This is a genomic window from Bacillota bacterium (genome assembly GCA_023511455.1).
Classification (GTDB): Bacteria; Armatimonadota; HRBIN16; order HRBIN16; family HRBIN16; genus HRBIN16.
In genome coordinates this window covers 141,011-164,839 of record JAIMBJ010000001.1, presented here as the reverse complement: position 1 = coordinate 164,839, position 23,829 = coordinate 141,011, and the positions used below count along the sequence as shown (strand labels likewise).

Sequence of the window (23,829 nt, the reverse complement as noted above, 5' to 3'; positions counted from 1 at the left end):
GGGGGCATGTTCGATGTCTCCGTTAGCAACTCCGACCACAACCCGTTCGCTGGCAGAAGTGCTGGATAGCCTGACGCGCGAGGCGGAGGTGTACCGTCCTCTGGAGAATGGGTCGGTACAGTGTTTTGCCTGCGCTCACCGGTGCATCATCCGCGAGGGACGACGGGGCGTTTGTCAGGTGCGCTTTAATCAGGGAGGCAAGCTTTACGCCCCGTGGGGATACGTCTGCGGGCTGAACGTCGACCCCATCGAGAAAAAGCCGTTCTTCCACGTGATGCCGGGCTCACGAACATTGACCTTCGGGATGCTGGGATGCGACCTGCACTGCGCGTACTGTCAGAACTGGATTAGCTCGCAGGCATTGCGAGACCCCGCCGCCGGTGCGCCCGTCGACCGCATCCTGCCCGAAGAGATGGTGGAACTCGCCCTGCGCTACAACTCGCCGTTCATCACCAGCTCGTACAATGAGCCACTCATTACCGCCGAGTGGGCGGTGAGCGTCTTCAAGGCAGCGCAACCGCATGGTATTCGCGGGCTGTTCGTCTCCAACGGCAATCTCACGCCAGAAGTGCTGGACTATCTGCGCCCTTATCTGGCGGGCTACAAAATCGATCTCAAAAGCATGAACGACCGCAGTTATCGCCAGCTGGGAACCACTCTCCAGAAAGTGCTGGATGGCATTCGTCTGGTGCACCAGTCGGGTCTCTGGCTCGAGGTGGTAACGCTGGTGGTACCCGGCTTCAACGACAGCGATGAGGAGCTGCGTGATGCGGCAAAGTTTCTCGTCTCCCTTTCGCCCGACATCCCATGGCACGTAACGGCGTTCCACCGCGACTACAAAATGCTGGATCATGATGATACCGACGTACGCACCCTGCTACGGGCGGCGGAAATCGGGCGCAGTGAGGGGCTTCGCTACGTGTACGCGGGCAATATCCCGGGTGCGGTCGGCAAATGGGAGAACACCTATTGCCCGCAGTGTGACGCCCTGCTGGTGAAGCGGTGGGGCTTCCGAGTACTGGAGAACCATTTGACCGGTTCGGGCAGGTGTCCCAAATGCGAGACAGCCATACCCGGAGTATGGTCATAGGAGAGGAGCGCAACCCGTCGTGAAGACACGTTATCCCTTAACCGTCGAAGGCGAACGTCGCAGGCTGTGGCTCTGGCTGCTGGTGGGTGCGCTGGTGCTGCTGCAGATACTGGTAGTAGCCGTGCGTTTCTACACCGACTGGCTGTGGTTTGCCGAGCTGGGTTACACGGCTCTGTTCGCCCGCATCTGGAGCACGCGGTTGGCGCTGTTCGGCGTCTTCAGCCTGCTGTTTTTTGCGATACTCTACCTGAATCTGCGGCTGGCGTATCGCCTCAGCATGGGCATGGATGAAGAGTGGGAGGAGAGGTTACGCATTCGGCTGGGCATCGCAGTTCCTCGCACCTCTCAACCCTTTATCTTCTGGGCAGTACTGTTGCTCGCGTTGCTGGTGGGCAGTCAGAGCGCGTCGCACTGGGAGCAGTGGCTGTTGTTCCGATACGCCCAGCCTTTTGGCGTGCGCGACCCGCTGTTCGGACACGACGTCGCCTTTTACATGTTCCGCTTGCCCTTCTGGCGGTATTTGCATACGTGGTTTACCTTTGTGCTTATTGCCACGCTGCTGATAACGACTGCCTACTACTACATCAATCGCGGCTTCGAGGTTTTCGGCACGCTGACTGCCTTCTCGCCAGGTGTCAAACCGCACCTGTTTCTGCTGGCAGCGGCGTGTCTGGTACTGTGGGGTGTGGGCTACTGGTTAGACCGCTACGATGTGTTGTTCATTCCGAACCGCATCTTCACCGGCGCGGGTTATGTGGAAACCACTGTTCGCCTGCCGGGGTTGTATCTGCTGCTGGCGATTAGTTTGCTCACCGCTGGCTCGCTGGTGTGGAACATTCGGGGAGGTCGTTTACTTCGCCTCCCGCTGATGATGCTGGCAACGCTGGTGGGCGCATCGGTGCTGGTGCACGCGGTGATACCCGCTGCAGTGCAAAACGCCATCGTCAACCCCAACGAGTGGGGCTTGCAAAAACCTTACATTGAACGGCACCTCACCGCTACCCGACAGGCGTTCGGGCTGGACAACGTGGAAGAGCGCACCTTCGAGGCGAACACGAATCTGACCGTCGCCGACCTGCAGCGCAATAACCAGACGCTGTCCAATGTACGCATCTGGGACTATCAGCCCCTCCAGATGATTTTCAACTCCCTGCAGTCGTTCAAGCAGTACTACAAGTTCAACGATGTGGACGTCGACCGCTACACCTTGGGCAACGAATACCGTCAGGTGATGGTGGCAGCGCGCGAGCTGTCGCAACCCGATTTGCCAGCCTCCTCCAAAACGTGGCAGAACCTGCGCCTGCAGTACACACACGGTTACGGTGTGGTCATGACCGCCGTGAACACCGCCACGGCGCAGGGACAGCCGGAATATCTGGTGCGCGATATTCCGCCCCAAAGCAAGGTGCCCCTGCGGCTGGAGCGACCCGAAATCTATTACGGCGAAGTGACAGATAACCCAGTGATTGTGGACTCGAAGTTGGAGGAGTTTGACTACCCCACTCTTCAGAGCGGCGTGGAGGGCGAGAACCAGTACACACGCTATCAGGGAACCGGGGGTATTCCCATCGGCAGAAATCTGCTGGCGAAACTGGCTTACGCCTTTCGGATGGGAGATAGCTATCTGCTACTTTCCGGTGACCTCACACCGAACAGCCGCCTGCTATTCCGGCGCAACATCCGTGAGCGCATGCAGGCGATTACTCCCTTCCTGATGCACGACCGCGACCCCTACATCGTGGTAGCCGACGGCAAGCTGTGGTGGATATGTGACGCCTACACCGTCAGCGACCGCTATCCCTATGCCAAAACATTAGACATTGCGCTGGATGCCTTCCGCTACTATCGCCTGAACTACATCCGCAACGCGGTCAAGGTGGTGATTGATGCTTATAACGGCTCGGTGGATTACTACATCGCCGATGAGAGCGACCCGATGATTCAAACCTATCGCCGCGCCCTGCCCGGCTTGTTCAAACCGCTCTCGGAGATGCCCGCCAGCCTGCGCCAGCACCTGCGCTATCCCGAAGACCTGTTCCGCATCCAGAGCAACATCTGGGCGCTGTATCACATGCGTGACCCGCGCGTGTTCTACATGCGTGAAGACCAGTGGGAGATTGCCAAACAGCAGTCACCGGAAAGCACCGTGCCGGGCGGCGAGTTCCAGCAGATGGAACCCTACTATCTTATCATGCGCCTGCCAGGCGAGACGCGGGAAGAGTTCCTGCTGCTCATCGTGTACACGCCGATGAATCAGGAGAAGATGATAGCGTGGATGTGCGCCAAGTGCGACGGCGAGGACTACGGTAAAATCGTGCTTTACCGCTTCCCGAAGGAGCGCACCATTTACGGACCCGCACAGATAGAACGCCTGCTGGGTCAGGTCTCTGAAATCCGCACGCAACTGCGCCTGTGGGACCAGCCCGGCTCGCAGGTGGTGTGGGGACACCTGCTGGTGATACCCATCGAGCAATCGCTACTTTATGTGAAGCCGGTTTATCTTCAGACCACCGGCGGCGGAGAACGACGCATCCCTGAGCTGAAGAAGGTCATCGTCGCGTACGGCGACCAGCGGGTGATGGCGGACACCCTAGAACAGGGCTTGCAGAGAATCTTCGGTGCATCGGGGGTCACACGAACCGTCCCGACCACGCCGACAACGACCACACCAACCGCGCCTCCACCCTCGGCATCCACAGAGGACGTGCGCGCGCTGGTAGACCGCCTTGCCGATGCCATTCGAGCTGCCGAGAGCGCACAACGCGAAGGCAACTGGGCAGAATACGGCAGACAGCTGGAGCGGGTAAAGACGCTCGTTCAGCAGCTGCAGCAACGGACACGATAGGTCTTTGCACACATCTGGTATAATGGTCGTTGGGACGAACACAGCGTTTTTGCAGATGGACCTCACCCCCTTTCCCTCTCCTTTGAGGAGAGGGGCACGCATCGTTCCCCTTCGCTCGCAGGGAAGGCGGGCAAGGGGTTTGACGGAGCATCAAAGATAGCACGTCATTTGAGGGAGATTTCTGATGTCAAAAGGTATGGAGACGAAGACCGTGCGCGTGCGGTTTGCACCCAGTCCCACGGGGTCGCCGCACATCGGCAACATCCGCACCGCGCTGTTCACATGGCTTTTCGCACGAAAGCACGGGGGCGTGTTTATCCTGCGTATCGAGGATACCGACCGCGCCCGCTACGTAGAAGGTTCGGTGCAGGAGATTATGGATAGCCTGCGCTGGCTGGGGCTGGATTGGGACGAAGGTCCCTACTTCCAGTCGCATCGGTTGCCGCTATACCGCGAGGTCGCGGAAAAGCTGGTGGAGACAGGACACGCCTACCGCTGTTACTGCACCCCCGAGCGGCTGGAGGAGCTGCGTCGCCAGCAGGAAGCCGCCAAACAGCCCACCGGTTACGACCGCAAATGCCGCTACCTGTCCGATGAGGAGCGGAAAGAGCTGGAAGCGCAGGGTCTTCCTCACGTTATCCGCTTCGCGATGCCGCTGGAGGGCGAGACAGTCTTCCACGACGAAATCCGCGGCGAAATCCGCTTCGAGAACGCGCTGATAGACGACTTTGTGATGCTGAAATCCGACGGCTATCCTACCTATCACCTTGCCAGCGTCACCGATGACCACGACATGGGCATCACGCACGTCATTCGCGGCGAGGAGTGGATTTCCAGCACCCCGCGCCACGTGCAGATATACCGCGCGCTTGGCTGGGAGCTGCCGAAGTTCGCTCATCTGCCCATGATTCTGGGTACGGACCGCAAAAAGCTCTCCAAACGACATGGTTCGGTGCAGTTTGTGGAGTACATCCAGCAGGGTTACCTGCCAGAGGCGATGTTGAACTTTCTCGCACTGCTGGGCTGGAGCGCAGACGAAGACCGCGAGCTCTACTCGCGGGAGGAGCTGATCGAGCGATTTGACCTGTCGGGCGTGCAGGAAAACCCCGCCATCTTCGACGGGCAGAAGCTGTTGTGGATGAACGGCGTGTATATCCGCCGCAAGCCCATGGAGGAGCTAACCCGGCTGTGTTTGCCCTACTTGCAAGAAGCGGGGCTTATGCCGCAAAACCCTTCCCCAGAAGAGGTGACTTACGCCCAGCGGGTCATCGCGCTGGAAGCAGAGCGGATGAAACTGCTTTCTGAGGTGGTGCCGCTTACCGAGTACTTCTTCCGCGATACACTGGAGTACGAAGAGAAGGGCGTGCGCAAGTGGTTCACGCAGCCGTATGTGCCGCAGATGCTGGAGATGCTTATCGAGCGATACAGCACACTGGAACCGTTCGACGTGCCGCACATCGAGGCAGCGACGCGCGCTATTGCGGAGGAGCTGGGCGTGAGTGCGGCGCAGGTCATCCATCCGACCCGGGTGGCAGTCAGCGGACGCACCGTCGGACCCGGCTTGTTCGAGATGATCGAGGTGATGGGCAAACAGCGTGTGCTGCATCGGCTTCGCGCGGCGCAGGAGATGGTTCGGCGCGAGGAACAGAATAGCCCGCATTAGTCAGAAAACCGAAATCCCCTCTCCCGAAGTTTTGGGAGAGGGGACAGGGGTGAGGGTCTCTCCAATGCACTATTGCGCCAGCTTGCGTATCTCGTCTTCAAACAGCTTCTCGTGCTGTTTGCTGAAGCCCAGTTGACGCATGGTCACCCGGTGGGAACGGTCGGTAAAGACCGTCGTGGGTAGCGCGGTTACTTTGTAGAGTTCTGCGCCCGTGAGCTTTTCGCTGTCTACCGCTACAGGCAGGGTGAGTTTGTGCTTATCCACAAACGCTTTCACCGCCTGTTTGTCGGTGTCGAGCGCAACGGCTACAATGATCACGCCTCTGGGAGCGTACTGTTGATGGAGTTTCTCGAGGAATAGGACCGCCCGGGTCCAGAACGGGTTGCCGATGTTGCCGAAGCTCAGCACCACCGGCTTACCCCGATTCCTTCAAAGGTAACACAGGGTCTCGCCAGTAACTACGTTAGTCACATCGAACGCCGGTGCAACCGCGCCGACAGGCAAGCTGGAAGCTAGCGCCGCCGGGTTGCTGGCGTCGACAGCAGGAGCAGGCTGTTGCTGAGCCAGCGTCGTCCACACCGTGCCCAGCAACACGCCGCCTGCCACCAGCGCAAACAGCTTCGCGCGTTTCATAGGCTACCTCCTTGTTCGTAGATGTTTATTCTGCCAATATATCGATGACGGCTTCCGCCACCTTATGGTTACCAAAAGGTGGCATCAGATAGATGCCCTGACTCAGCTTTCTTGCCTGCAGAGCAAACTCCTTCGCCACGTCCAGACCGTATTTGCGGGCGTCTGCATCGTCGAGTCCCTCCAATCGCTTGCGGATGGGGTCGGGTATCAGTACACCCGGCACCTCGTGGTGCATGAACTCAGCGTGCCGTGCGCTGCGCAGGGGCAGAACGCCAACCAGCAGAGGCAACCCCAACCTGTTCACCGTCTCCGACGCCCTCTCGAGCACCGCGATATCGAAAATCGGCTGAGTGTACACCAGATGCGCCCCTTCTGACGCCTTCCGTTGTAGCCGTTCGTCTTCCGCCTTCTGGTCGTAGGCGAGCGGGTTGTAGGCAACCGCAATGGTGAACGCGGTGCGCATGCCGATACTGTTACCCGCGAGGTCTACGCCCTCATTGAAGCGGCGCAGGATGCGCACCAGTCCAATGGCGTCAATGTCGAATACGGAGGTCGCCGTCGGGTAATCGCCAATTAGCGCAGGATCGCCCGTGATTGCCAGAATGTTGCGGATGCCCAGTGCGTGCGCCCCCAACAGGTCTGCTTGGATCGCCAGCAGGTTGCGGTCGCGGCAGGCGAAGTGCATCATCACCTCGATGCCCACCTGCTCTTGAATCAGGTGTGAGATGGCGATGGGGTTCATCCGCAAACGCGCCCGCGCGCCGTCGGAGATGTCGATAACATCCACCCCATGCTCCTTTAATGAGCGTGCGCCATCCAACACCTTTGTGACATCCAGCCCACGCGGCAGGTCGAGCTCCACGGCAATCACGTACTTTCTACCCAGCTTGCCCGCCAGTTGCGACGGTTCCGCCTGGGGCAGATCCTCGGGCTTGACCACCTCTTTGACTTTTGCGGGCGCGCGCCGCGGGCGCGGTTTCACCCCTTGCAGGCGTTCCGCTACCGCGCGGATGTGCGTGGGCGTGGTTCCACAACAGCCGCCAATGATGTTCACCCCAATTCGCGCGAACTGCTCGCCATACTGGGCGAAGTAATCCGACTGCGCCTCAAAGGTGACCTCGCCCCGCTGGTACTGTGGCAGGCCCGGCGTGGGCATCACCGAAAGGGGCAGACTGGTAGCGGAGGCCATCCCTTGCAGAATGCCCACCATGCGCTGCGGACCGACCACGCAGTTCGCGCCGATGACGTCTACACCCCACTCCTCCAGCGTGCGCGCCACCTGCGCAGGCAAGCCCGCCGCCAGCGTCTCGCCGTCCTCGATAAATGCCTTCTGCGCAATGACAGGTATCTCCGAGTCCAGCGCACGTAGCTGCTCCAGCGCGATGCGCAGCTCGTCGAGGTGTGTGAAGGTCTCCAGCATGACGAGGTCTACGCCCGCCTCCAGCAGCACCTCTATCTGTTCGCGGAAGGCTTCCCCAGCCTCTTGAGGGGCTATCTGCCCAATTGGAGCCAGCGGCTTGCCGACGGGACCCACCGCTCCAGCCACGATGACGGGCACATCGCCCGCCGCTTCGCGCGCCAGACGCACCGCCGCCAGATTCATCTCGCGCACCAGGTGCCCCGCTCCGTGCGTCGCCAGTTTCACGCGGTTCGCACCAAAGGTGTTGGTCTCGATCAGCCGCGCACCCGCCTCGATATACGAACGGTGAACCTGCCTCACCGCATCGGGTTGCACAAGGTTCGTCAGTTCGTAGGGTGGTTGCAGACCAAGGCGTTGTAGCATCGTGCCCATCGCCCCGTCGGCAATCAGCACGCCGCCGCGAAGAATCTCTAGAAACCTCTCACGCTTCATGGTGTCGCCGTCTCAACGTTGCATTGTCCACAATTGTACCCTGTATGTATCGGCTTTTCCAAGCAGAACCAGTAGACCGCCCCGCCAGCGAGAAACGGAAATCAGCCGTACTTCACGCACCTCGCCATCCAGCGGGTCACTTTGCCAAAGCACCTGTACCGGCGCAGTGAGACCTGGCGGCACTACCATCGCCACACTCTGCTTGCCCCCCTCAACTCTCCGCGAGACCAGCAACGGTTGCTCAGGATGCATCGCCTTCCCGAGCTGTCCAAACAGACGCTCGTAGCCCTGTTGCACCCAGTCGGGCATGTCCATATCGCGAAAAGCCAGCGGGGCGACAAGGCTCACCCACTGCGCATCGCCGAACTGCTGGGGCAGAGAAAGCAGGCTACTGATAGTCACCCGTTCGAAGCGCAGCCATCCCTCCCGCGCCGAGACATCCACTGTCCCCCGCCATAAGCCGCCAGGGTAGGCAGCCAGCGGAATATCCTCGCCGTTTGGGAGCGCGGCATAGCCGAACCGGCTGACCTCTTCCTTGCGGGTGCGTGTGAGGTATTTTTCGCCTTCGCGCAGGATAAGGTGGCGCGGAGTCAGCACCTGTCCTGCCTTGCCGCCCTTCGAAAAATAGCCTGCGACTAAGCCGCGCAACTCGCTTGTGTCCAGAGCTGCCTGCCACTCCTCGCGCCAGCTATCCTCCACTCTCTTCCAGAGACGCAAGCTCAGGGTGTCCTCTTTTGCAGGAAGCGGGTGCAGGGTCACAAGACGCACGCCGTCTTCGCCACCGAAATCTACCATGTCAGCGGATAGTGTGGGCGAAGGCAGCACGAACTCCCAAATCTTCTGCCATCCGCGCACCGAAAGGGAAGCCCCTTCCTGCGCCAGCACTGGCGAGAGGCTCAAGCAGACAAGCACCGACAGTTGCAATATTTTCAAGAGCATTTGACCTTGAATTAAAATCCCACTCCTTCCTCCCGTAGTTTATCGCGCACAAACAGACCGATGACCTGTTCGGTTGACTTCCTCTGTAACGACGCTTTTAATCTGCTGTATCTCGTGTGGCATGGCACTCCAGCCTCTCGTCTACTTCTCCTGTCGCTGTCGGAAGGTCTCGGCAGCCAGCACGGCAACGACATGACTGGCAGGCAATGGCGGGGCGTTCGGTTGTACAGGAATGCGCACCCAGGCATCCGCCATTTCGCGCAGGTGCTGGCTCAAACCGCGCTTCTCTCCGCCCACCATCCACGCCACCGAGCCGCGTAAATCGGTCTCATACAGCGTTATTGTACCCTCTTCCAGCGCAGCCAGCAGGCGCACACCCCGCCGCTTCAGCTCCTGCAGGGCGGGACGCAGGCTCTCCGGCACTGAGATGGGCAACCGCTCGAACGCCCCCGCTGACGAGCGCAGCACGGTCGGCTCGTCCTTCAGCCACTCTTTGCGGTCGCAAAGTACCCATCCTGCCCCGAATGCCTCTGCCACACGCAGGGCGTAGCCCATGTTGTAGGCGTCCTCGAAGCCCGCCAGTATGAAGATTAGCACAGGTTCTCGCTGGCGGTCTACCCATGCCAGCATCTCTTCGATGGGCTGATACTCTCGTTCCGAACACAAAGCAATCACCCCCCCATGCGCCGTGTCGCCTGCCAGCTGAGCCAGTAAATCTGTGCGCACCACCTGCACCAGCACGTCCCTGTCGAGCGCGAGGTCAATGAGCCTTTCCAGCCGCTTCAGGTCGGAATGCGGGCTGAGCAGCAGGCGGTATACCGCGCGTCTTCCGCAGGACAATATCGCCTCCGCCGAAACCCTTCCCTCAAACGCTATTTCGCTCATAGGATGCCATGCCGCATGACATGCAGGATGTTTGCCCGCCGTCCCTCGATATCGAAACACTCGTACTGATTCTGGCGCATCACGCGCGTGGCGACTGCCATCGCCTCGCGTTCGTTGATGCTCTTCTCCCGCACCTCGGCTTGAAGGGCACGCAGCAGTCCCTGCCGAGCCTGCGTCGCGTACGCCACCGCCGCCCAGGGCAGACGGGTATCCCCCCCGAACACGAATATCTTGTTGATGGGCGCCGCGTGCAGAAAGCGGCGCAAGAAGTCGCCCGCGCTGTAAGGGTCTATACTCCACGCCCAGCACATATCGATATAGACGTTCGGGTAACGCTTTGCCAGCGCAACCAGCTCGTCGTTGTACGGGTACGCGATGTGCATCAGCACGAAACGGGTCTGGGGATAGGTTGCCAGCAGCTCCCACAGATTTCCCGCAGGTATATAGTGTACCGGCATTCGCCCCCAGCCAGCGAGGTAGCCGGTGTGTATCTTAAAAGGCAGATTGTGTTCTGCCGCCAGCTCTGCGCCGCGCGCCCAGCACCAGTCACCCAGACAGAGTTTTTCCTCCGGTGTGACCTGTTCGCCGCGTAAGAGCTTCTGCAATACCGTCACTGCATCCCCATCCTCGCGTGGAAGCCAGCGCAGGGTGCGGTCGTAAGCATGCTGTGCTTTGACCGCGATGGCGAACTTGCCGAATCTGTCGAAGATTGCCTCCATCGCGTGGCGCAGGGACGAGAGGTCTCTCACCTCAACGCCCGTCTCCCGATAGAGAGCCTCTACGTCGATGTCTCCGGAGCAAAACGCCGCCCACGAGATATCGTACAGAAAGAACTCCGGCGCGGAATCATCCGGCAGGCACGCCCAGCAAAAATCATCCACCTGCACGTGGTCCAGATTGCCTTCCTCTCGCAGGATACGCAGCCGCTCGCCCGGCTGACGCACCCGGATACATTCCCGCTGTGCTCGCTCTAGCGTTTCAGCGGTTATCTCTTCGATACCGTAAGCAAGTCTGGCAATCAAGCGTACCGCCTCGCCGTAGCCGGTGTACCGACAGGCTTCCCACGCCGTACGCACTCCCCCAAAACGCTCGCGCACATCAGGGTTCGAAGCATCCAGCAGTTTTTTCACCGCCTCATGCGATGCTCCCGCCACCACCAGGTCGGCGGTCACGTAGTTGTCAAACAGTTCTACCAGCACGTCAGGTAGTGTTTGCAGATACTCGTTCTCTTTCCACTGATGCTCATGGGTGTCCACCAGCGGCGTCTGCCAGATATGCTCTTTCAAATCGGACATCGCTGCACCTCCTCGTTCAGATGTTCAATTCGACCTCGCCGGCAACAAACCTTGCAGGCAATCCATGGCGGGAATGCGAAAAAGTGTAATATGTCGCGCTCGGGCTACCTGTTGTGGCAGCATCTGTCGCCGGTGCTCTGGTTCGGTGTCATATCTTGCACCGTCTTCTGGCGCGTCGTGTTGCTCGGTGAAGTGCTTTACTACGGCGATATTATGCTCTATTTCCATCCTGCCCTTGCCTTTGAACATCACTGGTTAAAGCAGGGCGTCCTGCCGCTGTGGAACCCGCATATCCTGTTCGGGCAACCGTTCGTGGGCAACCCTCAGGAATGGCTGTTGTATCCCTCCACCCTGCTGGTCGCCTGGCTGGGGGCGGAACGGGGCATTTCGTGGGGCGCAGTAATACACCTGTGGCAGGCAGGGGTTGGGGTGTGGCTATTCGCATTGCGGCTCGGCTACACCCGTCGCCAGGCGGTGGCGGCAGGCACCTTGTGGATGCTGTGCGGGGCAGTGGTGCTGCGTTCGCAACATGTGGGTATTCTTCAGACCCTTGCGTGGTATGGCTGGAGCTTCTGGGCAGTCGAAGGGCTGTTGCAGCGCGCAGACGTTCGTCGGGCGATTTGGTTGACGATAGTGCTGGCGCTGGTGTCTCTGGCAGGAAGCCCGCAGATGTTTCACACGCTGATACTGGTCTTGCTGGGGTGGCTACTGTACCGCTGGCGCAACGTGTCGGACAAAAAGGGCGCGTTGTGCTGGGGGGTGACCGCAGCTGGCATTGCCCTCCTTATCGGGTGCGCGCACTGGCTGCCGCTGGCGGAGCTTTTGCGTCACACCGACCGGGTTCGCCTTCTACTGCGGGACTCGGCAGGTTATACTTTTCATCTAGACCATCTACTGCTTTTTCTCACGCCCAACCTGTTCGGGTTCCCCTGGCACGGCAATTATGCCATTACCCTGTTCTACTGGGAGGTGGCTTTCTTCGCGGGCACAATACCGGCTATCGTGCTGTTACACCGCTGGCGACACACCACTGAGAGCACGGAGCGATTCTGGAAAAGAACCCTCCTGCTATCTATATGGATGGCGGCAGGTCCTTACGCGGGTTTGTACACGTTAGCATACTACATAGTGCCAGGTATACCAAGCTTCCGCACTCCTCTGCGTTGGATGACCATTGCCGACTTCGCACTTTGCCTGTGGGCAGCAGCTGCTTTTGAGAGGGTACGGATGGGCAAGCGCTGGTGGTGGCTTCCGGTGGGCATGGCGATAATTGCGGGCATCTGGCAGATTGCTTCAAAGGGCGTTGCAATGCAGCTGGCACCTTCGCCAGAAGACACCGCGAAAGCGTTAGCGCTTGCAACGACAGTCCAAGTTGCACTCTGGCGCGCCGCCGCCATGTGTGCCGTAGCGATGGCGATACTCTCCCTGCAAAACCGCTGGCGGTGGTGGCTGAGCGCGGGCGTTACGCTGGCCGAGCTGCTGTGGATTGCTATCCCCGCCAACCCCACCTGCTCTCCAGGGGTGTTCTCTCCGCCTTCTGTCGCAACTATCCTGCAGCAAAACGGACAACGCCTGCTTGTACCCAACACCGCCCCCATCTGGCTGCGCTATGTGGATGCCCACGACTACGGACCGAACGACCTTCACACGTTGCGCACGTTTCGGGCAAGTATGTGTTCGAATATCGGCATGGCGCACGGCGTTGGTGAAGCCTCAGGCTATGAACCTGCCCCTCTACGCGAGAGCTGGCGCGTATTCACCGAACTGCAGGCACGCTGGCGCGACGATGCAGCCGCTTTGCAGCGCATTGGAGTCGCAGCGGTGGCTTTCGGTAGCAGTGCAGACGACTGGAGAATAACCCCCGCATCGAAGCCCGGCAGCCGCGCATGGATGCTGGAGTCGGCGGAACCTGCCCACTTGCAGATGCCAACCCCGCAATACGTCGCGTTATCGCCCCCACACGGTGGTCGATTGGTGCTGACCGACAGTGCGTATCCGGGCTGGCGGGTGTTCGTGGATGAAAGACCTGCAAAATGGCACGTACATGAGCGAGCGTTTCGCGCGGTGGATGTACCTGGCGGCGCACGGCGCGTGGAATGGCGCTATCTGCCCGACACGTTTCGAGTGGGTTTGTTCCTGACCTGCATCGGTTTTGCCCTGCTGGCAGGGCAGCTCAGCTACGCGCTTTGCAAAGGGACGGTCAACAAGCTATAATCCACCTGAGGTGGTGAGAATGGAAGCAATCGAAACCTCGGCAGCCTCGCGGCGCCTGCCAACTGGCAAAATGAGAATTGAAGAGAGCCGCGCCCGTGATAAAGGCGAGAAGTTCCGCGAGTATGAACGCGGCGGCGTCAGAGAATACTGGTTGATTGACCCTGCCCGCAGACAGGCGGAGTTCTACGTGCTTCGGGATGGCGCCTTTCAACTCGTTTCCTTAGACAACGAAGGTGTCTACCGCAGCACGGTGCTACCCGGCTTTTGGATGCGTGTGGACTGGCTGTGGCAACGTCCCCCAATCAGTCAGGTCACCAAACAGTGGTTATAGCCTCTCTGCGACGACGCCGTTGATAAGTTCGCCAATTCCCTCGATGCGTATCGCTACCTCGTCGCCCGGCTGCAGCAAACCTGGCGGTTGGCGGTACACCCCCACCCCAGCAGGTGTGCCAGTGCTGATGATGTCGCCAGGCAGCAGAGTGATTCCCTCCGTAATGTGGGCAATGAGACGGGGTATCGAGAACACCATGTCGCCAGTGCTTGCCTGCTGGCGCACCTCGCCGTTCACTCGGGTCTCTATCTGCAGGGCGTGAGGGTCATGGATTTCATCTGCCGTCACCAGCCAGGGCCCACAAGGCGCGAAGGTATCGCACCCCTTGGCTCGAGACCACTGCCCCTCCGTGCGTTGCAGGTCGCGCGCGCTGACATCGTTCATGATAGTGTAGCCCGCCACGTAATCCATCGCCTCATCCTCGCGTACGTTTCGCGCCCGCTTACCGATGACCACTGCCAGCTCGCCTTCGTAGTCCAGCTCTTTCGTGATGCGTGGATAGACGATATTCACCCCATGCGCAATGAGTGCCGTTGGCACCTTCACAAAAACAATGGGCTTAGAGGGGACAGGCACACCTGCCTCCTCACAGTGGGCACGGTAGTTCGCGCCGATAGCCAGAATCTTCTGCGGACGGGGCACGGGAGGCAGATACTGGATTTCATCCAGCGGACACGCTACTGCCTGCGCCCGCGCGGGGTCTTGCTGCAAAGCATTCATGTAGGCGCGTACAACTTCTCCCGCGCGTTGCATCCCGTCGTCCCCTTGCTCCAGCAGATGCGTCATGTCTTTTGCCAGCAAGCCTGTTTGCCCGTCCAGCAAAGCCAGCCCGGCGTTCAGGTCGACTACCACGTCGCCAACTACCGCCCCGATTCTCTCCAATCCTTCCCAACGATAGCTGATCAGCTTCATTCTTTCTTCCCTCCTCAAATCACTGGCTGTACCTTCTCCTGACGCAAATGGCAGGTGTCGTTAATGAGAGAGACCCATATCCAGTCCCCACCGCACTCGATAACGCTGAGCGAAGCGTTGTCCAGTCGGATATGGCGAAAGGTCTCCAGCGGGGCGTGCAGCGCCACGCAAAGCATTGCCCGCAGGCTTCCCCCATGCCCCACGATACACACCGTGCCCTGTTCGTGTCGCTCACGGACGTGCTGAAGTACCCTTCCGGCGCGCTCTACAATTTCATGGGGATACTCCGCGCCGGGCGGACGATAACGCAGCGAGTCCTTGCGGTACTTTTCGAACAACTCCGCCCACTCCCCTGCCTCTATCTCCGCGCGGGTCATGCCTTCCCACACACCATACGACATCTCACGCAGATCCGGATGTGGAATGGGTGACAGCTCATGGTATCGGGCGATGACCTCCGCTGTTTGCCATGCACGCCGCAGGTCGCTGGAATAGATTGCCTGTAGGGGTTCGTGTTGCAACCGTGTGGCGATGGACTCCGCTTGTTCCAACCCTTTCGCGTTGAGTGGAATGTCCGTCTGCCCCTGAAAGCGCATCTGCTGGTTCCACTCGGTCTCGCCGTGCCTGACCAAAAGCAACCGTAACGTCATGGCTGCCGAAAGTCGTACGAGAAGTAGACAGCCACCCCCCGCTGTCGAGCGTGTTCGAGAACATCCGGGCTGGTAGTCATATACGTCACGATTATCGGGAACAGGTTGGGGTACACACCCTGCAGCCGACGTACCTTGCGACGCAAAAACCGGTCTATCTCATTAGCAGAAAGTTGCGCTTTGCTCTCTCCGACAATGGTGATGGTCTCTCCTTCGCGCACACCTTCGCCAAGAATGTTCACCTCTAGATAGTTGCCCTGCCTGTCCACCAAATAATCCCGTTTTAGCCTGCCCTGCACCTCAATGCCATAGTCTTGCTTTAGCAACCGGGGTAGTGCCAGATAAGCATCATCCTCTAAGCGGTATCCAAATGCCATCGCTAGCCCACCCAGCTGCTTCCGAATATCCTGTTGATCTAATTCGAGCCGCCGCAGCACCTGTCCATGCTTCTTCGTCGTCTCTACCAATTCGCGAACCGCTTGCCGCAACTCGGCAATCTCCTGCGAGTGACGCTGCGTCACCTCCATCAAACCCGATACCGTCTGACGCAACTCCGCTATCGCCGATGTGTTCTCCTGAACCATCTGCCGTAGTTCAGCAATCGCTGACGTGTTCTCCTGAACCATCTGACGCAACTCGACAATCTCCTGCGAGTGACGCTGCGTCACCTCCACCAATCCCGATACCGTCTGGCGCAACTCCGCTATCGCCGACGTGTTCTCCTGAACCGTCTTGCTCAATTCCGCGATCGCCAAAGCGTTCTCCCTCGATGCCTGCCGCAATTCGGCTATCTCATGGGAGTGTTCTTGAGTAACGCGAACCAGCGTCTCGAGCGCCTGCTCAACTCGAGAAAGACGACCCTCTGTGGCTTGTCGCACCGATTGCTCGATTTGTACCAGCGATGTAGCCAACGCCTGTGCCAACTTTTCTGCGGCAGCAGGGTCCATGTTTTCCTTCAACTTTTCGTAGAGTGACAGCGTGTCGATAACCACTTCTGCCCAAAACCTCCTTGCTTTATTATACCACGCCCTTCGCCTTAGGGACCGTCGCACCCCCACCTACAGACGTTTGAAGGAGAAATCCTTGCGCGAAACGTAACCTATTACCGATGCTAGCAGCATAAACCATGTTTCTCAAGAGCCTCAGCATACTCGGCTTCAAGAGCTTCGCCGACAGGGTGCGTCTCGATTTCGGCGAGGGCATTACGGCTATTGTCGGTCCCAACGGCAGCGGCAAGTCCAACATTGCGGACGCCATCCAGTGGGTGCTGGGAGAGCAAAACGTGCGCACCCTGCGGGCGGAAAACAGCACCGAGGTCATCTTCGCGGGCAGTGCACGGCGCAAGCCTCTGGGCATGGCGGAAGTGAGCCTCACCGTGGACAACAGCGATGGGCAGCTGCCCATCGACTTTGCCGAAGTTACGGTCACCCGCCGCCTGTACCGCTCCGGTGAGAGCGAATACCTCATCAACAAAACCCTCTGTCGCCTGAAGGACATCGTGGAGCTGTTCATGGACACGGGTCTGGGGCGCGCCACATACGCTATCCTGACGCAGAACGAGGTCGATGTAGTCCTCTCTGCCAGGCCCGAAGACCGCCGCGCACTGTTCGAGGAGGCAGCAGGCATCCAGAAGTATCGTCACCGCAAGCGCGAGGCACTGCGCAAGCTGGAGAACACCGAAGCCAACCTGACCCGGGTGGTGGATATTCTGGCGGAGCTGGGGGCACAACGCGAACCCCTGCGCCAGCAGGCAGAGGTTGCCATTCGCTATCACGAGCTGGTCAGCCGTCTGCGCGAGATTGAGGTGGCTGCGCTTTGGGCGCAGGTTCTGGAAAGCGAACGCGCGCGCGAGCAGGCTCAGCACGAGCAGCAGAGGCTGCACCGGCAGCTGCTGGAAGTCAACGCCCAGCTGGCAGAGTGCGAAGCGCTGTCGCAAAAACTGGGTCAACAAATAGCCGATGCGGAAGCGGAGCTGGACACCCTGCGCGCCCTGCAACAGGCATCGTTGACCGCCTACGAGCGCGCCGAGAGCCGTCGCGCCCTCATCGAGCAACGCCTGCAGAACAGCAGGGACAACCTGAGGCGACTGCAGGAAGAGCTGTTAGAAAACGAGCACAGATACGCGGAGATTCAACGGCAAGCACAGCAGTGGCAGGAACGTCGTCTGGAGCTCGAGCAGCGGGTCCAGGACATGGAACACCAGCGAGAGGTCGCACGCGAGCGATTGCGGCTGGCGGAGCACGCCCTGCAGCAGGCACAGCAACACTATGTGGAGCGCACGCAGGAGGTGGTGCGGGCACGAGCATATCTGGACGGGTTACGCCTGCGCCGCACGGAGGCCGAACAGACTATTCAGGCATTGCAAAACCGAATAGCTGAAGTCGGGCAAAACCTGCACGAAGCGCAAGAGCGCGTCAAAGCAGCGCAGGCGCATCGAGACAAAACGGTTGCCGCTGCGGAGCTGGCTCTAAGAGAGGTGCAGAGTTGTGAAACCAAACTCCAGCAGGCACAAGCGGAGGTGCAGCGCAGACGACAGGAGCTGGAGACACGTGCCCGCGAGAACACCCGCTTGAGCGCACGCCTGCAGGCGTTGCTGGAAAGTGAGGCAGCACAGGAAGGACTGTTCGGCGGAGTGCGGGCGGTGCTGGACGCCGTCTCTCGGGGACAACTGACCGGCACGTACCTTCTGGTGGCAGACGCCTTGCAACCGCTGGAGCCTTATGTTATCGCTGTCGAGGTGGCGCTGGGCGCCAGCGCACAGGATATCATTACCGCTACTGAAGAAGAAGCCCGCCTTGCTATCGAGTGGCTGAAACAGCACGCGCGAGGACGCGCGACTTTCCTGCCGCTGAACTTGCTGCACCCTTCAGAACGTTCTCCTATCCTGCGACAGTGTATCCACGAAGGACTGGCAACCGGCTTCGCCAGCGAGCTAGTGGAGTGCGCGCCAAAGCTGAGGGTTGTGGCTGAGTATCTGTTGGGGCGCGTGCTGGTTGCCCCAGACTTTGACAGCGCGGTGCAGATAGTGCGCCGTTACAGCGGCTGGAGCAAGGTGGTTACTCTGGACGGAGAGTTGTTTCTGCCGGGTGGTGCAATCACAGGCGGTAGAATGCCGGGCAGAGCAACGGGGATTGTCTCCCGCAAGGCAGAGCGGTCACGGTTGGAGCGCGAACTGCGAGCTGGCGAAGAAGCAGAGCAACACCTGCGCAAGCAGTTGCAGGAAGCGGAGCAATTTGTCGAAATCGCCCGGAACCGCTGGCATGAGGCGCGAAAAGAGCAGGAACAGGCGCAACAGCGGGCGATGAAAGCCGAATCTACCCTGCAAGCCGTCGTGCAGGAGCAAACGGTGATTCAGCAGCAAATGCACGCGCTGGAGCAAGAACAGACCGAACAGACCAAACGGCTCTACGAGCTGGACAACGAGATACTGGATGTGGAAGCGCAGTTATCCCCCGATACCAGGCAGGCATTTTCGCCTGAAGAGGTCAGCCGCTACCGCCAGCAGCGCGATGAGGCGGCGGCGCAGCTGCAAGAGGTGGAGGTAACGCTGGGACGGCTGGCAGAACAACAGCACGCACTGGAGCACGAACGCGAGTCGCTGGCTCAGATACAGCGCGACCTGCACCAGCAGACGCAGAACCGACAGGCGCGCATCGCGGAACTGGAGACGCAAATCGCGCAGGATGAAAAGACTCTGGAACAGACCCTGGAGGAGCTGCAGCGCATCGCTCAGCAGCGCGAGCAGATTGAAAAGGACTTCCTTGCCCAGCGCGAGGTGCGCCAGAACCTGTTGCAACAGAACCTGGAAAACAGTGAGCGATTAAAGGAGCTGTCCGCGCAACAAAGCGCGCTGGCTCAGCAGGCACATGAGCTGGAGCTCGCTCTGGCGCGAATCGAGATGCAGCGGACTCAAGCAGTCGCCCGCCTGTGGGAGGAGTATGAGATAGACGTCTTCCGACAGACGCCTCCAGACCTTTCGCAGTTCACACCTGAAACCGCTTCGGAAATCAACCGCCTGCGACGCCAGATACGGCAGATGGGCAACGTGAACACCGGCGCGGCGGAGGAATACCAGCGGCTCACGGAACGCTACGAGTTTCTGCAAAAGCAACGCATCGACCTTGAAGCGGCACGAGAAGACATCCTGCAGGCGATGCAGGAGATTGACGCCAGCACCCGCGACCTGTTCCTGCAAACCTTTGGCGCGGTGCAGCAAGCGTTTCAGGAGGTATTTACGCGCCTGTTTGGAGGAGGCAAAGCGGAGCTGGAGCTCACCCAGCCACACAACCTGCCGGAAACGGGAGTGGAAATCCTCGTGCAGCCGCCGGGCAAGCGCAGGCAGAACCTGTCTCTGCTCTCGGGCGGAGAGCGTGCGCTGGTGGCGATTGCGCTGATGTTCGCCTTTTTGCAGGTGAAGCCCAGCCCCTTCTGCGTGCTGGACGAGGTGGACGCCGCGCTGGACGGTAGCAATGTAGAAAAGTTCGCGGATATGCTGCGCGAGTACGCCCGTCACTCACAGGTCATCATCATCACGCACAACCCGGTGACGATGGAGTGCGCCGATGTATGGTACGGCGTCACCATGCAGGAGCAGGGCGTCTCGCGAGTCATCTCCTACCGCGCGCCTAAAGAGGCGGTTGCCGCCGTGAGCTGAGCGTTACTCGTCCCCCACCATGCCGAAGTTCTCCACCAGCAGACCGAAGTCCCACAGAGTCACCTCTCCGTCGCCATCCAGGTCGGCGCGGTGATTGTAGCGTTCCTCCCCTGCCACGCTACCAAACGCCACCACCAGCTGCCCGAAGTCAAACAGCGTCACCTCGTTATCTCCGTCGACGTCGCCTGGGCGCAAGTAAATGGAGATGGGAAGGAACCAGTCCTGACGCGGTACATACACCGTTCTGGAGAGAAACGGCGTGCCGGAAACGGTCAGCAACACGTCGGTGTACGGCACCCCCACGACAAACCGCGCCCTGCCGATACCAAGCATGGAAGTCAAACTGAGTGGTGCCTCCGCGATCACCTGTCCCGTGCCGATATCGCGAAGGGTGTAACGCAGGTCGTCAGGCAGGAGACCTGTCCAGCCGAGCAGGGTCAGCGTACCCGATAACCGCTGGCCACCTGGTAAACCTCGCGCTATCGCCAGCTGCGATGAACCGATGGCGATATATCTGCTGTCCGGCGAGAAAAGAATGGGCTGTCCACCGTAAGGCGCGTCCCACCGGGCGACGGGATAACCCCAGCGGTTATACAGGTCTGTGCGTCGCTCCTCTTCATTTATCCTGGCAATGAACTGACCATCCGGCGCGACCGTCACTACGTCTTGCGCCCAGCCGCTAGGGCGTGCCCAGCCTGCCACCCATCGCCCCTCACCGGTCAGCACGTCATACAGATACAGCCGCGTACTGTCCGCTGTCCTCTCGATGACGGCGACCTGATTCACCGCGTCCAGCAGCTGGAACTCGCTACCCTGCCAGGAATACAGCACCCTGTTCTGCTCGATATCCAGCACGTTGATGGTTTGCGTGATGTAGGCGGAGAACACCAGATAACGTCCATCGGCGCTGACCGCGAAATCGCCAGCATCCTCCACCAGCGTCTGCACCGCCCCATCCGATGCCCGGACCCGTAGAATTGTCGAACCGGCGCTGGCGTATACCCACGCGCCATCCGCCGTCCATTGCAGGCTGAAGAGCTGGTCCGGCAGTTCGGTGGGGGAAATGCTCAGTACGGGCAGTGCCTCACCACCATCGGTGATGGAGAACAGCCGCAAGCCGTCCTCCGTGTTAAAAACGGCATACCGTGTTCCGTCCTCTGAAATCGCTTCGGTGTCATATACCGGGTCATGCGGCAGGGCAACACGCGCCTGCAGCCTGCCGTCGGCGGTGGCGTAGAAGTTCAAGCCATACCTGTCGGAAGTAACTATCTGTTCACCGCCCCTGCAGAAGCGCAACACGCGAAACGAGGGAGTCACAGACCAATTACCCAAATCCGCGCCGGTGGCGGTGTCTATCATGCAGATGACCTCTCCAATCACGAGATACAGGATGCGACTGTCAGGGGAGAAACTTACCGGCACACCCCACGTGCCGCTAAAATCACCGACTATATCCCCGCTTGCCACCAGCGCGCCATCGGACAGCCGTCGCAGATGCCACATTCCCTCTGCCAACGCATACCCACTCACCGCGAGGTATTTGCCGTCGTTGCTGACGGCTATCGAAATGTTACTACCAGCCCCGAACGGCGCACGCCACAGTACCGTCCCATCCGCGACCCGATACACGGTGATGTTCTCACCGCAACGATTAACAGCGAGCCGTCCGGGGATAGCGCGATTTCGCCCGGCTCTTCGACGGGCAAGCGCTTCACCACCCTGCCATCGGCAGTGCGGCAGATGACGATGTCGAGCAACTGCATGTAAGCAAGAATGGGCCGGTAGGCGAAGAAGCGACCATCCGCCGACAATGCGGCAGCTGCGATGGCTCCCTCTTCTTGGCTGATGGTCTTCAGCAATTTGGGCGGCATCGTGCTCCACAGCCGCACCTGCACTGGATAGTGCACCAGCAGCCACCTGCCGTCGCGGGAAGCACACAGGCGATACGGGCGAGTGTTCGCCTGCAGCTGGTAGATGCGCCGAAGGCTGGGAAACTCATACAGGTCAACCACCCTGTCGTTTTGCACGGCGAACAGGCGGTTCCCGAGGAAGGTCGACCGCCACCCCGCAAAGCTGGCAACAGGCTTTTGCTGTCCTACATCCCACAGCACGGTGCTGGGGTAGGCAGAGGTTAACATCCATCTCCCATCAGACGAAAAAGTAACGTCTGCGGTGTAGACCGTCGACCGCAAAAGCCACTGGATGTCCGACTTGGCAGGTGCGGGACTACTGCTTGCCAGCACGACGACCGCGGCGCCCAGCAGAGGCAACAGACACTTTATCCCTCGTGGGTCTGCGCAACGCATCGCCTATCCCTCCTTTCAACAAGGCGTCTCTATGGTACATCAGGGGATATCAGCGCGTCAAGATATGGTGAGAGTCTGTTTGAGAATACACAGAGCTCAGCCTGCGTTTCGCGTGCCTCTCGTGAACCAACTCCCACCTGACGTCCCCGGCGCGGGGAGGCGTGTCACGGCACACGGGAAGCATCGCTCTCTATAAGGCGTCTGGAGGATTCAAATCGAACACCCTCGTCAACCCTTGACAACACGTAGCTAAGAGGTATATCATTATAGCGATTGGCTACACTATACTAGGCAGAGATGTAACATGATTCGGCTTCTGGATAGCGGGGTACAAACGGAGTATGCGGTGCGTGCACTTGCCTATCTGGCAAAGCGGGGCGAAGGTGCGATTGTCACCGTCAAAGAGCTTGCTCAGGAGGCAGATGTTTCGGTGAACTTCCTGTACGCTATTTTCAAGGACCTCGAGCAGCACGGTCTGGTGCACGCTCATCGTGGACGCGAGCGTGGCTTTTCGCTGACCCGCCCGCCCAGCCAGATTAGCTACCTGGACATCCTGAATGCCTGTGAGGGGCAAATCGAGAAGAAGCAGTGTCTTCTGGACCACCGTGTGATGTGTGATTGCATCCATCCCTGTGCCGCCCATCAGGCATGGAATCTTCTGCGCGAGATGGCGGAGCAGCAGCTGGCGAAAGTCACGCTGGATAAGATGGCCACGCACAATCCACCGTGGGAGCAAATCCAGCTTAAGTAACGGCTGCAATCAGCACTCGCACGCCCGCATCTTCGAACGCGCTGAGTGCATCGGGGGGAACACCGTCGTCCACAATCAGTAAGTGCGCGGTGTGAACAGGTGCAACCTGCGCGAAGGCGATTTGCCCGACCTTCGCATGGTCTGCCACCACGATGACCTGTCTCGCGTGCTGCATCATTTTGCGTTTCACTGCGGCGGCTTCAAAATCCACACTGGTGTAACCGGCGCGTACGTCCACGCCGTTGAACGAGAGAAAGGCATGGTCCACGTAAACCACGTCCAGAGCGTGCAGCGCCAGTTCGCCCAGCGTAGCGCGGCGTGCGGGGTGAATGCTTCCGCCCAGCAACACCACCTCCATGTCTTTACGCTCCATCAGCTCCAGCGCAATCGCCAGCGAGTTGGTGACGACCTTCAGCCCCCGTCGCTGCTTCAGTTGCAGAGCCACCTCGAAAGTGGTGGTGCCGGCGTCCAGCAACACCGTCTCCTCATCCTGCACCAGCGTAGCCGCCACCCGCGCGATGGCTCGCTTCTCGGGCAGGTTCTTCATCTCGCGAATAGCGTATGGAGGCTCATACAGGGTGCTTTCCACAGGCAATGCGCCGCCATGCGTGCGCCGCAGTAACCCCTGTTTCTCCAACAGGCTCAGGTCGGCACGGATAGTTGGTGCAGACACACCAAAACGCGCGCTTAACTCTTCTACCGTCACCTTGCCCGTCTGGCGCAGGTGCTGCAAAATCTGTTGTCGCCGCTCTTCCGCAAACATTTTCGTTTGTTTACGCTTGAAGCATTGAATGTTTTCCTTTGTTGCT

Annotated in this window: 19 protein-coding genes; 7 read left to right on the top strand and 12 right to left on the bottom strand. The window is 59.6% G+C overall.

Annotated features, from left to right (window positions below; translation table 11 throughout):
• Positions 1-13: 13 nt before the first annotated feature.
• The 3 genes from amrS (at position 14) to gltX (ending at position 5,598) form a co-directional block, all read left to right on the top strand.
• Complete coding sequence (gene amrS, locus K6U75_00660) at positions 14-1,090, top strand: AmmeMemoRadiSam system radical SAM enzyme (GenBank protein ID MCL6473551.1); 1,077 nt, start codon at positions 14-16, stop codon at positions 1,088-1,090.
• A 19-nt stretch (positions 1,091-1,109) separates the two neighbouring features.
• Positions 1,110-3,935 (top strand): UPF0182 family protein, encoded by a 2,826-nt coding sequence (locus tag K6U75_00655; protein MCL6473550.1) that lies wholly within the window; start codon positions 1,110-1,112, stop codon positions 3,933-3,935.
• A 196-nt stretch (positions 3,936-4,131) separates the two neighbouring features.
• Positions 4,132-5,598: a glutamate--tRNA ligase gene (gltX, locus tag K6U75_00650; protein ID MCL6473549.1), complete on the top strand. Its 1,467-nt coding sequence runs from the start codon at positions 4,132-4,134 to the stop codon at positions 5,596-5,598.
• 69 nt (positions 5,599-5,667) lie between these two features.
• Here the strand turns inward: gltX and K6U75_00645 are convergent, their stop codons facing one another.
• The 6 genes from K6U75_00645 to K6U75_00620 all read right to left on the bottom strand — a co-directional run bounded on the left by K6U75_00645 (position 5,668) and on the right by K6U75_00620 (position 11,202).
• Complete coding sequence (locus tag K6U75_00645) at positions 5,668-6,009, bottom strand: TlpA family protein disulfide reductase (GenBank protein MCL6473548.1); 342 nt, start codon at positions 6,007-6,009, stop codon at positions 5,668-5,670.
• Between the two features lie 18 nt (positions 6,010-6,027).
• On the bottom strand, positions 6,028-6,231 hold the full coding sequence (locus tag K6U75_00640) for a hypothetical protein (GenBank protein MCL6473547.1): 204 nt from the start codon (positions 6,229-6,231) through the stop codon (positions 6,028-6,030).
• A 25-nt stretch (positions 6,232-6,256) separates the two neighbouring features.
• Positions 6,257-8,083 (bottom strand): bifunctional homocysteine S-methyltransferase/methylenetetrahydrofolate reductase, encoded by a 1,827-nt coding sequence (locus K6U75_00635; protein ID MCL6473546.1) that lies wholly within the window; start codon positions 8,081-8,083, stop codon positions 6,257-6,259.
• 12 nt (positions 8,084-8,095) lie between these two features.
• Positions 8,096-9,016 (bottom strand): hypothetical protein, encoded by a 921-nt coding sequence (locus tag K6U75_00630; GenBank protein MCL6473545.1) that lies wholly within the window; start codon positions 9,014-9,016, stop codon positions 8,096-8,098.
• Positions 9,017-9,163: 147 nt separating this feature from the next.
• Positions 9,164-9,907: an RNA methyltransferase gene (locus K6U75_00625; protein ID MCL6473544.1), complete on the bottom strand. Its 744-nt coding sequence runs from the start codon at positions 9,905-9,907 to the stop codon at positions 9,164-9,166.
• Positions 9,904-11,202 (bottom strand): amidohydrolase, encoded by a 1,299-nt coding sequence (locus K6U75_00620; protein ID MCL6473543.1) that lies wholly within the window; start codon positions 11,200-11,202, stop codon positions 9,904-9,906. Before K6U75_00620 ends, K6U75_00625 begins: the two co-directional genes overlap by 4 nt.
• Positions 11,203-11,292: 90 nt before the next feature.
• Here K6U75_00620 and K6U75_00615 point away from each other — a divergent pair, with 90 nt between their 5' ends.
• Both K6U75_00615 and K6U75_00610 read left to right on the top strand, forming a co-directional pair.
• On the top strand, positions 11,293-13,416 hold the full coding sequence (locus K6U75_00615; GenBank protein ID MCL6473542.1) for a YfhO family protein: 2,124 nt from the start codon (positions 11,293-11,295) through the stop codon (positions 13,414-13,416).
• A gap of 19 nt (positions 13,417-13,435) precedes the next feature.
• A complete protein-coding gene (locus K6U75_00610) occupies positions 13,436-13,747 on the top strand; it encodes a Uma2 family endonuclease (protein MCL6473541.1) in 312 nt (103 codons plus the stop codon).
• On the opposite strand, the gene K6U75_00605 is transcribed toward K6U75_00610, so the two are convergent.
• The 3 genes from K6U75_00605 to K6U75_00595 all read right to left on the bottom strand — a co-directional run bounded on the left by K6U75_00605 (position 13,742) and on the right by K6U75_00595 (position 16,301).
• Positions 13,742-14,533 (bottom strand): fumarylacetoacetate hydrolase family protein, encoded by a 792-nt coding sequence (locus tag K6U75_00605; GenBank protein MCL6473540.1) that lies wholly within the window; start codon positions 14,531-14,533, stop codon positions 13,742-13,744. The genes K6U75_00610 and K6U75_00605 overlap by 6 nt on opposite strands.
• Positions 14,534-14,673: 140 nt before the next feature.
• The gene (locus K6U75_00600; protein ID MCL6473539.1) at positions 14,674-15,309 is read right to left on the bottom strand and encodes a histidine phosphatase family protein; all 636 of its coding nucleotides are present in this window, start codon (positions 15,307-15,309) and stop codon (positions 14,674-14,676) included.
• Positions 15,306-16,301 (bottom strand): hypothetical protein, encoded by a 996-nt coding sequence (locus K6U75_00595; GenBank protein MCL6473538.1) that lies wholly within the window; start codon positions 16,299-16,301, stop codon positions 15,306-15,308. The genes K6U75_00600 and K6U75_00595 overlap by 4 nt, the downstream gene beginning before the upstream one ends.
• Before the next feature lie 134 nt (positions 16,302-16,435).
• Between K6U75_00595 and smc the strand changes: the two genes are divergently transcribed.
• A complete protein-coding gene (gene smc / locus K6U75_00590; protein MCL6473537.1) occupies positions 16,436-19,963 on the top strand; it encodes a chromosome segregation protein SMC in 3,528 nt (1,175 codons plus the stop codon).
• A gap of 3 nt (positions 19,964-19,966) precedes the next feature.
• On the opposite strand, the gene K6U75_00585 is transcribed toward smc, so the two are convergent.
• A complete protein-coding gene (locus tag K6U75_00585; protein MCL6473536.1) occupies positions 19,967-21,592 on the bottom strand; it encodes a hypothetical protein in 1,626 nt (541 codons plus the stop codon).
• Positions 21,523-22,269, bottom strand: a complete 747-nt coding sequence (locus tag K6U75_00580) for a hypothetical protein (GenBank protein MCL6473535.1) — start codon at positions 22,267-22,269, stop codon at positions 21,523-21,525. The genes K6U75_00585 and K6U75_00580 overlap by 70 nt, the downstream gene beginning before the upstream one ends.
• Before the next feature lie 304 nt (positions 22,270-22,573).
• On the opposite strand from K6U75_00580, the gene K6U75_00575 reads away from it, so the two are divergent.
• Positions 22,574-23,020: an Rrf2 family transcriptional regulator gene (locus K6U75_00575; protein ID MCL6473534.1), complete on the top strand. Its 447-nt coding sequence runs from the start codon at positions 22,574-22,576 to the stop codon at positions 23,018-23,020.
• Here K6U75_00575 and K6U75_00570 read toward each other — a convergent pair.
• Complete coding sequence (locus K6U75_00570; protein ID MCL6473533.1) at positions 23,013-23,783, bottom strand: DeoR/GlpR family DNA-binding transcription regulator; 771 nt, start codon at positions 23,781-23,783, stop codon at positions 23,013-23,015. The genes K6U75_00575 and K6U75_00570 overlap by 8 nt on opposite strands.
• Positions 23,784-23,829 lie beyond the last annotated feature (46 nt).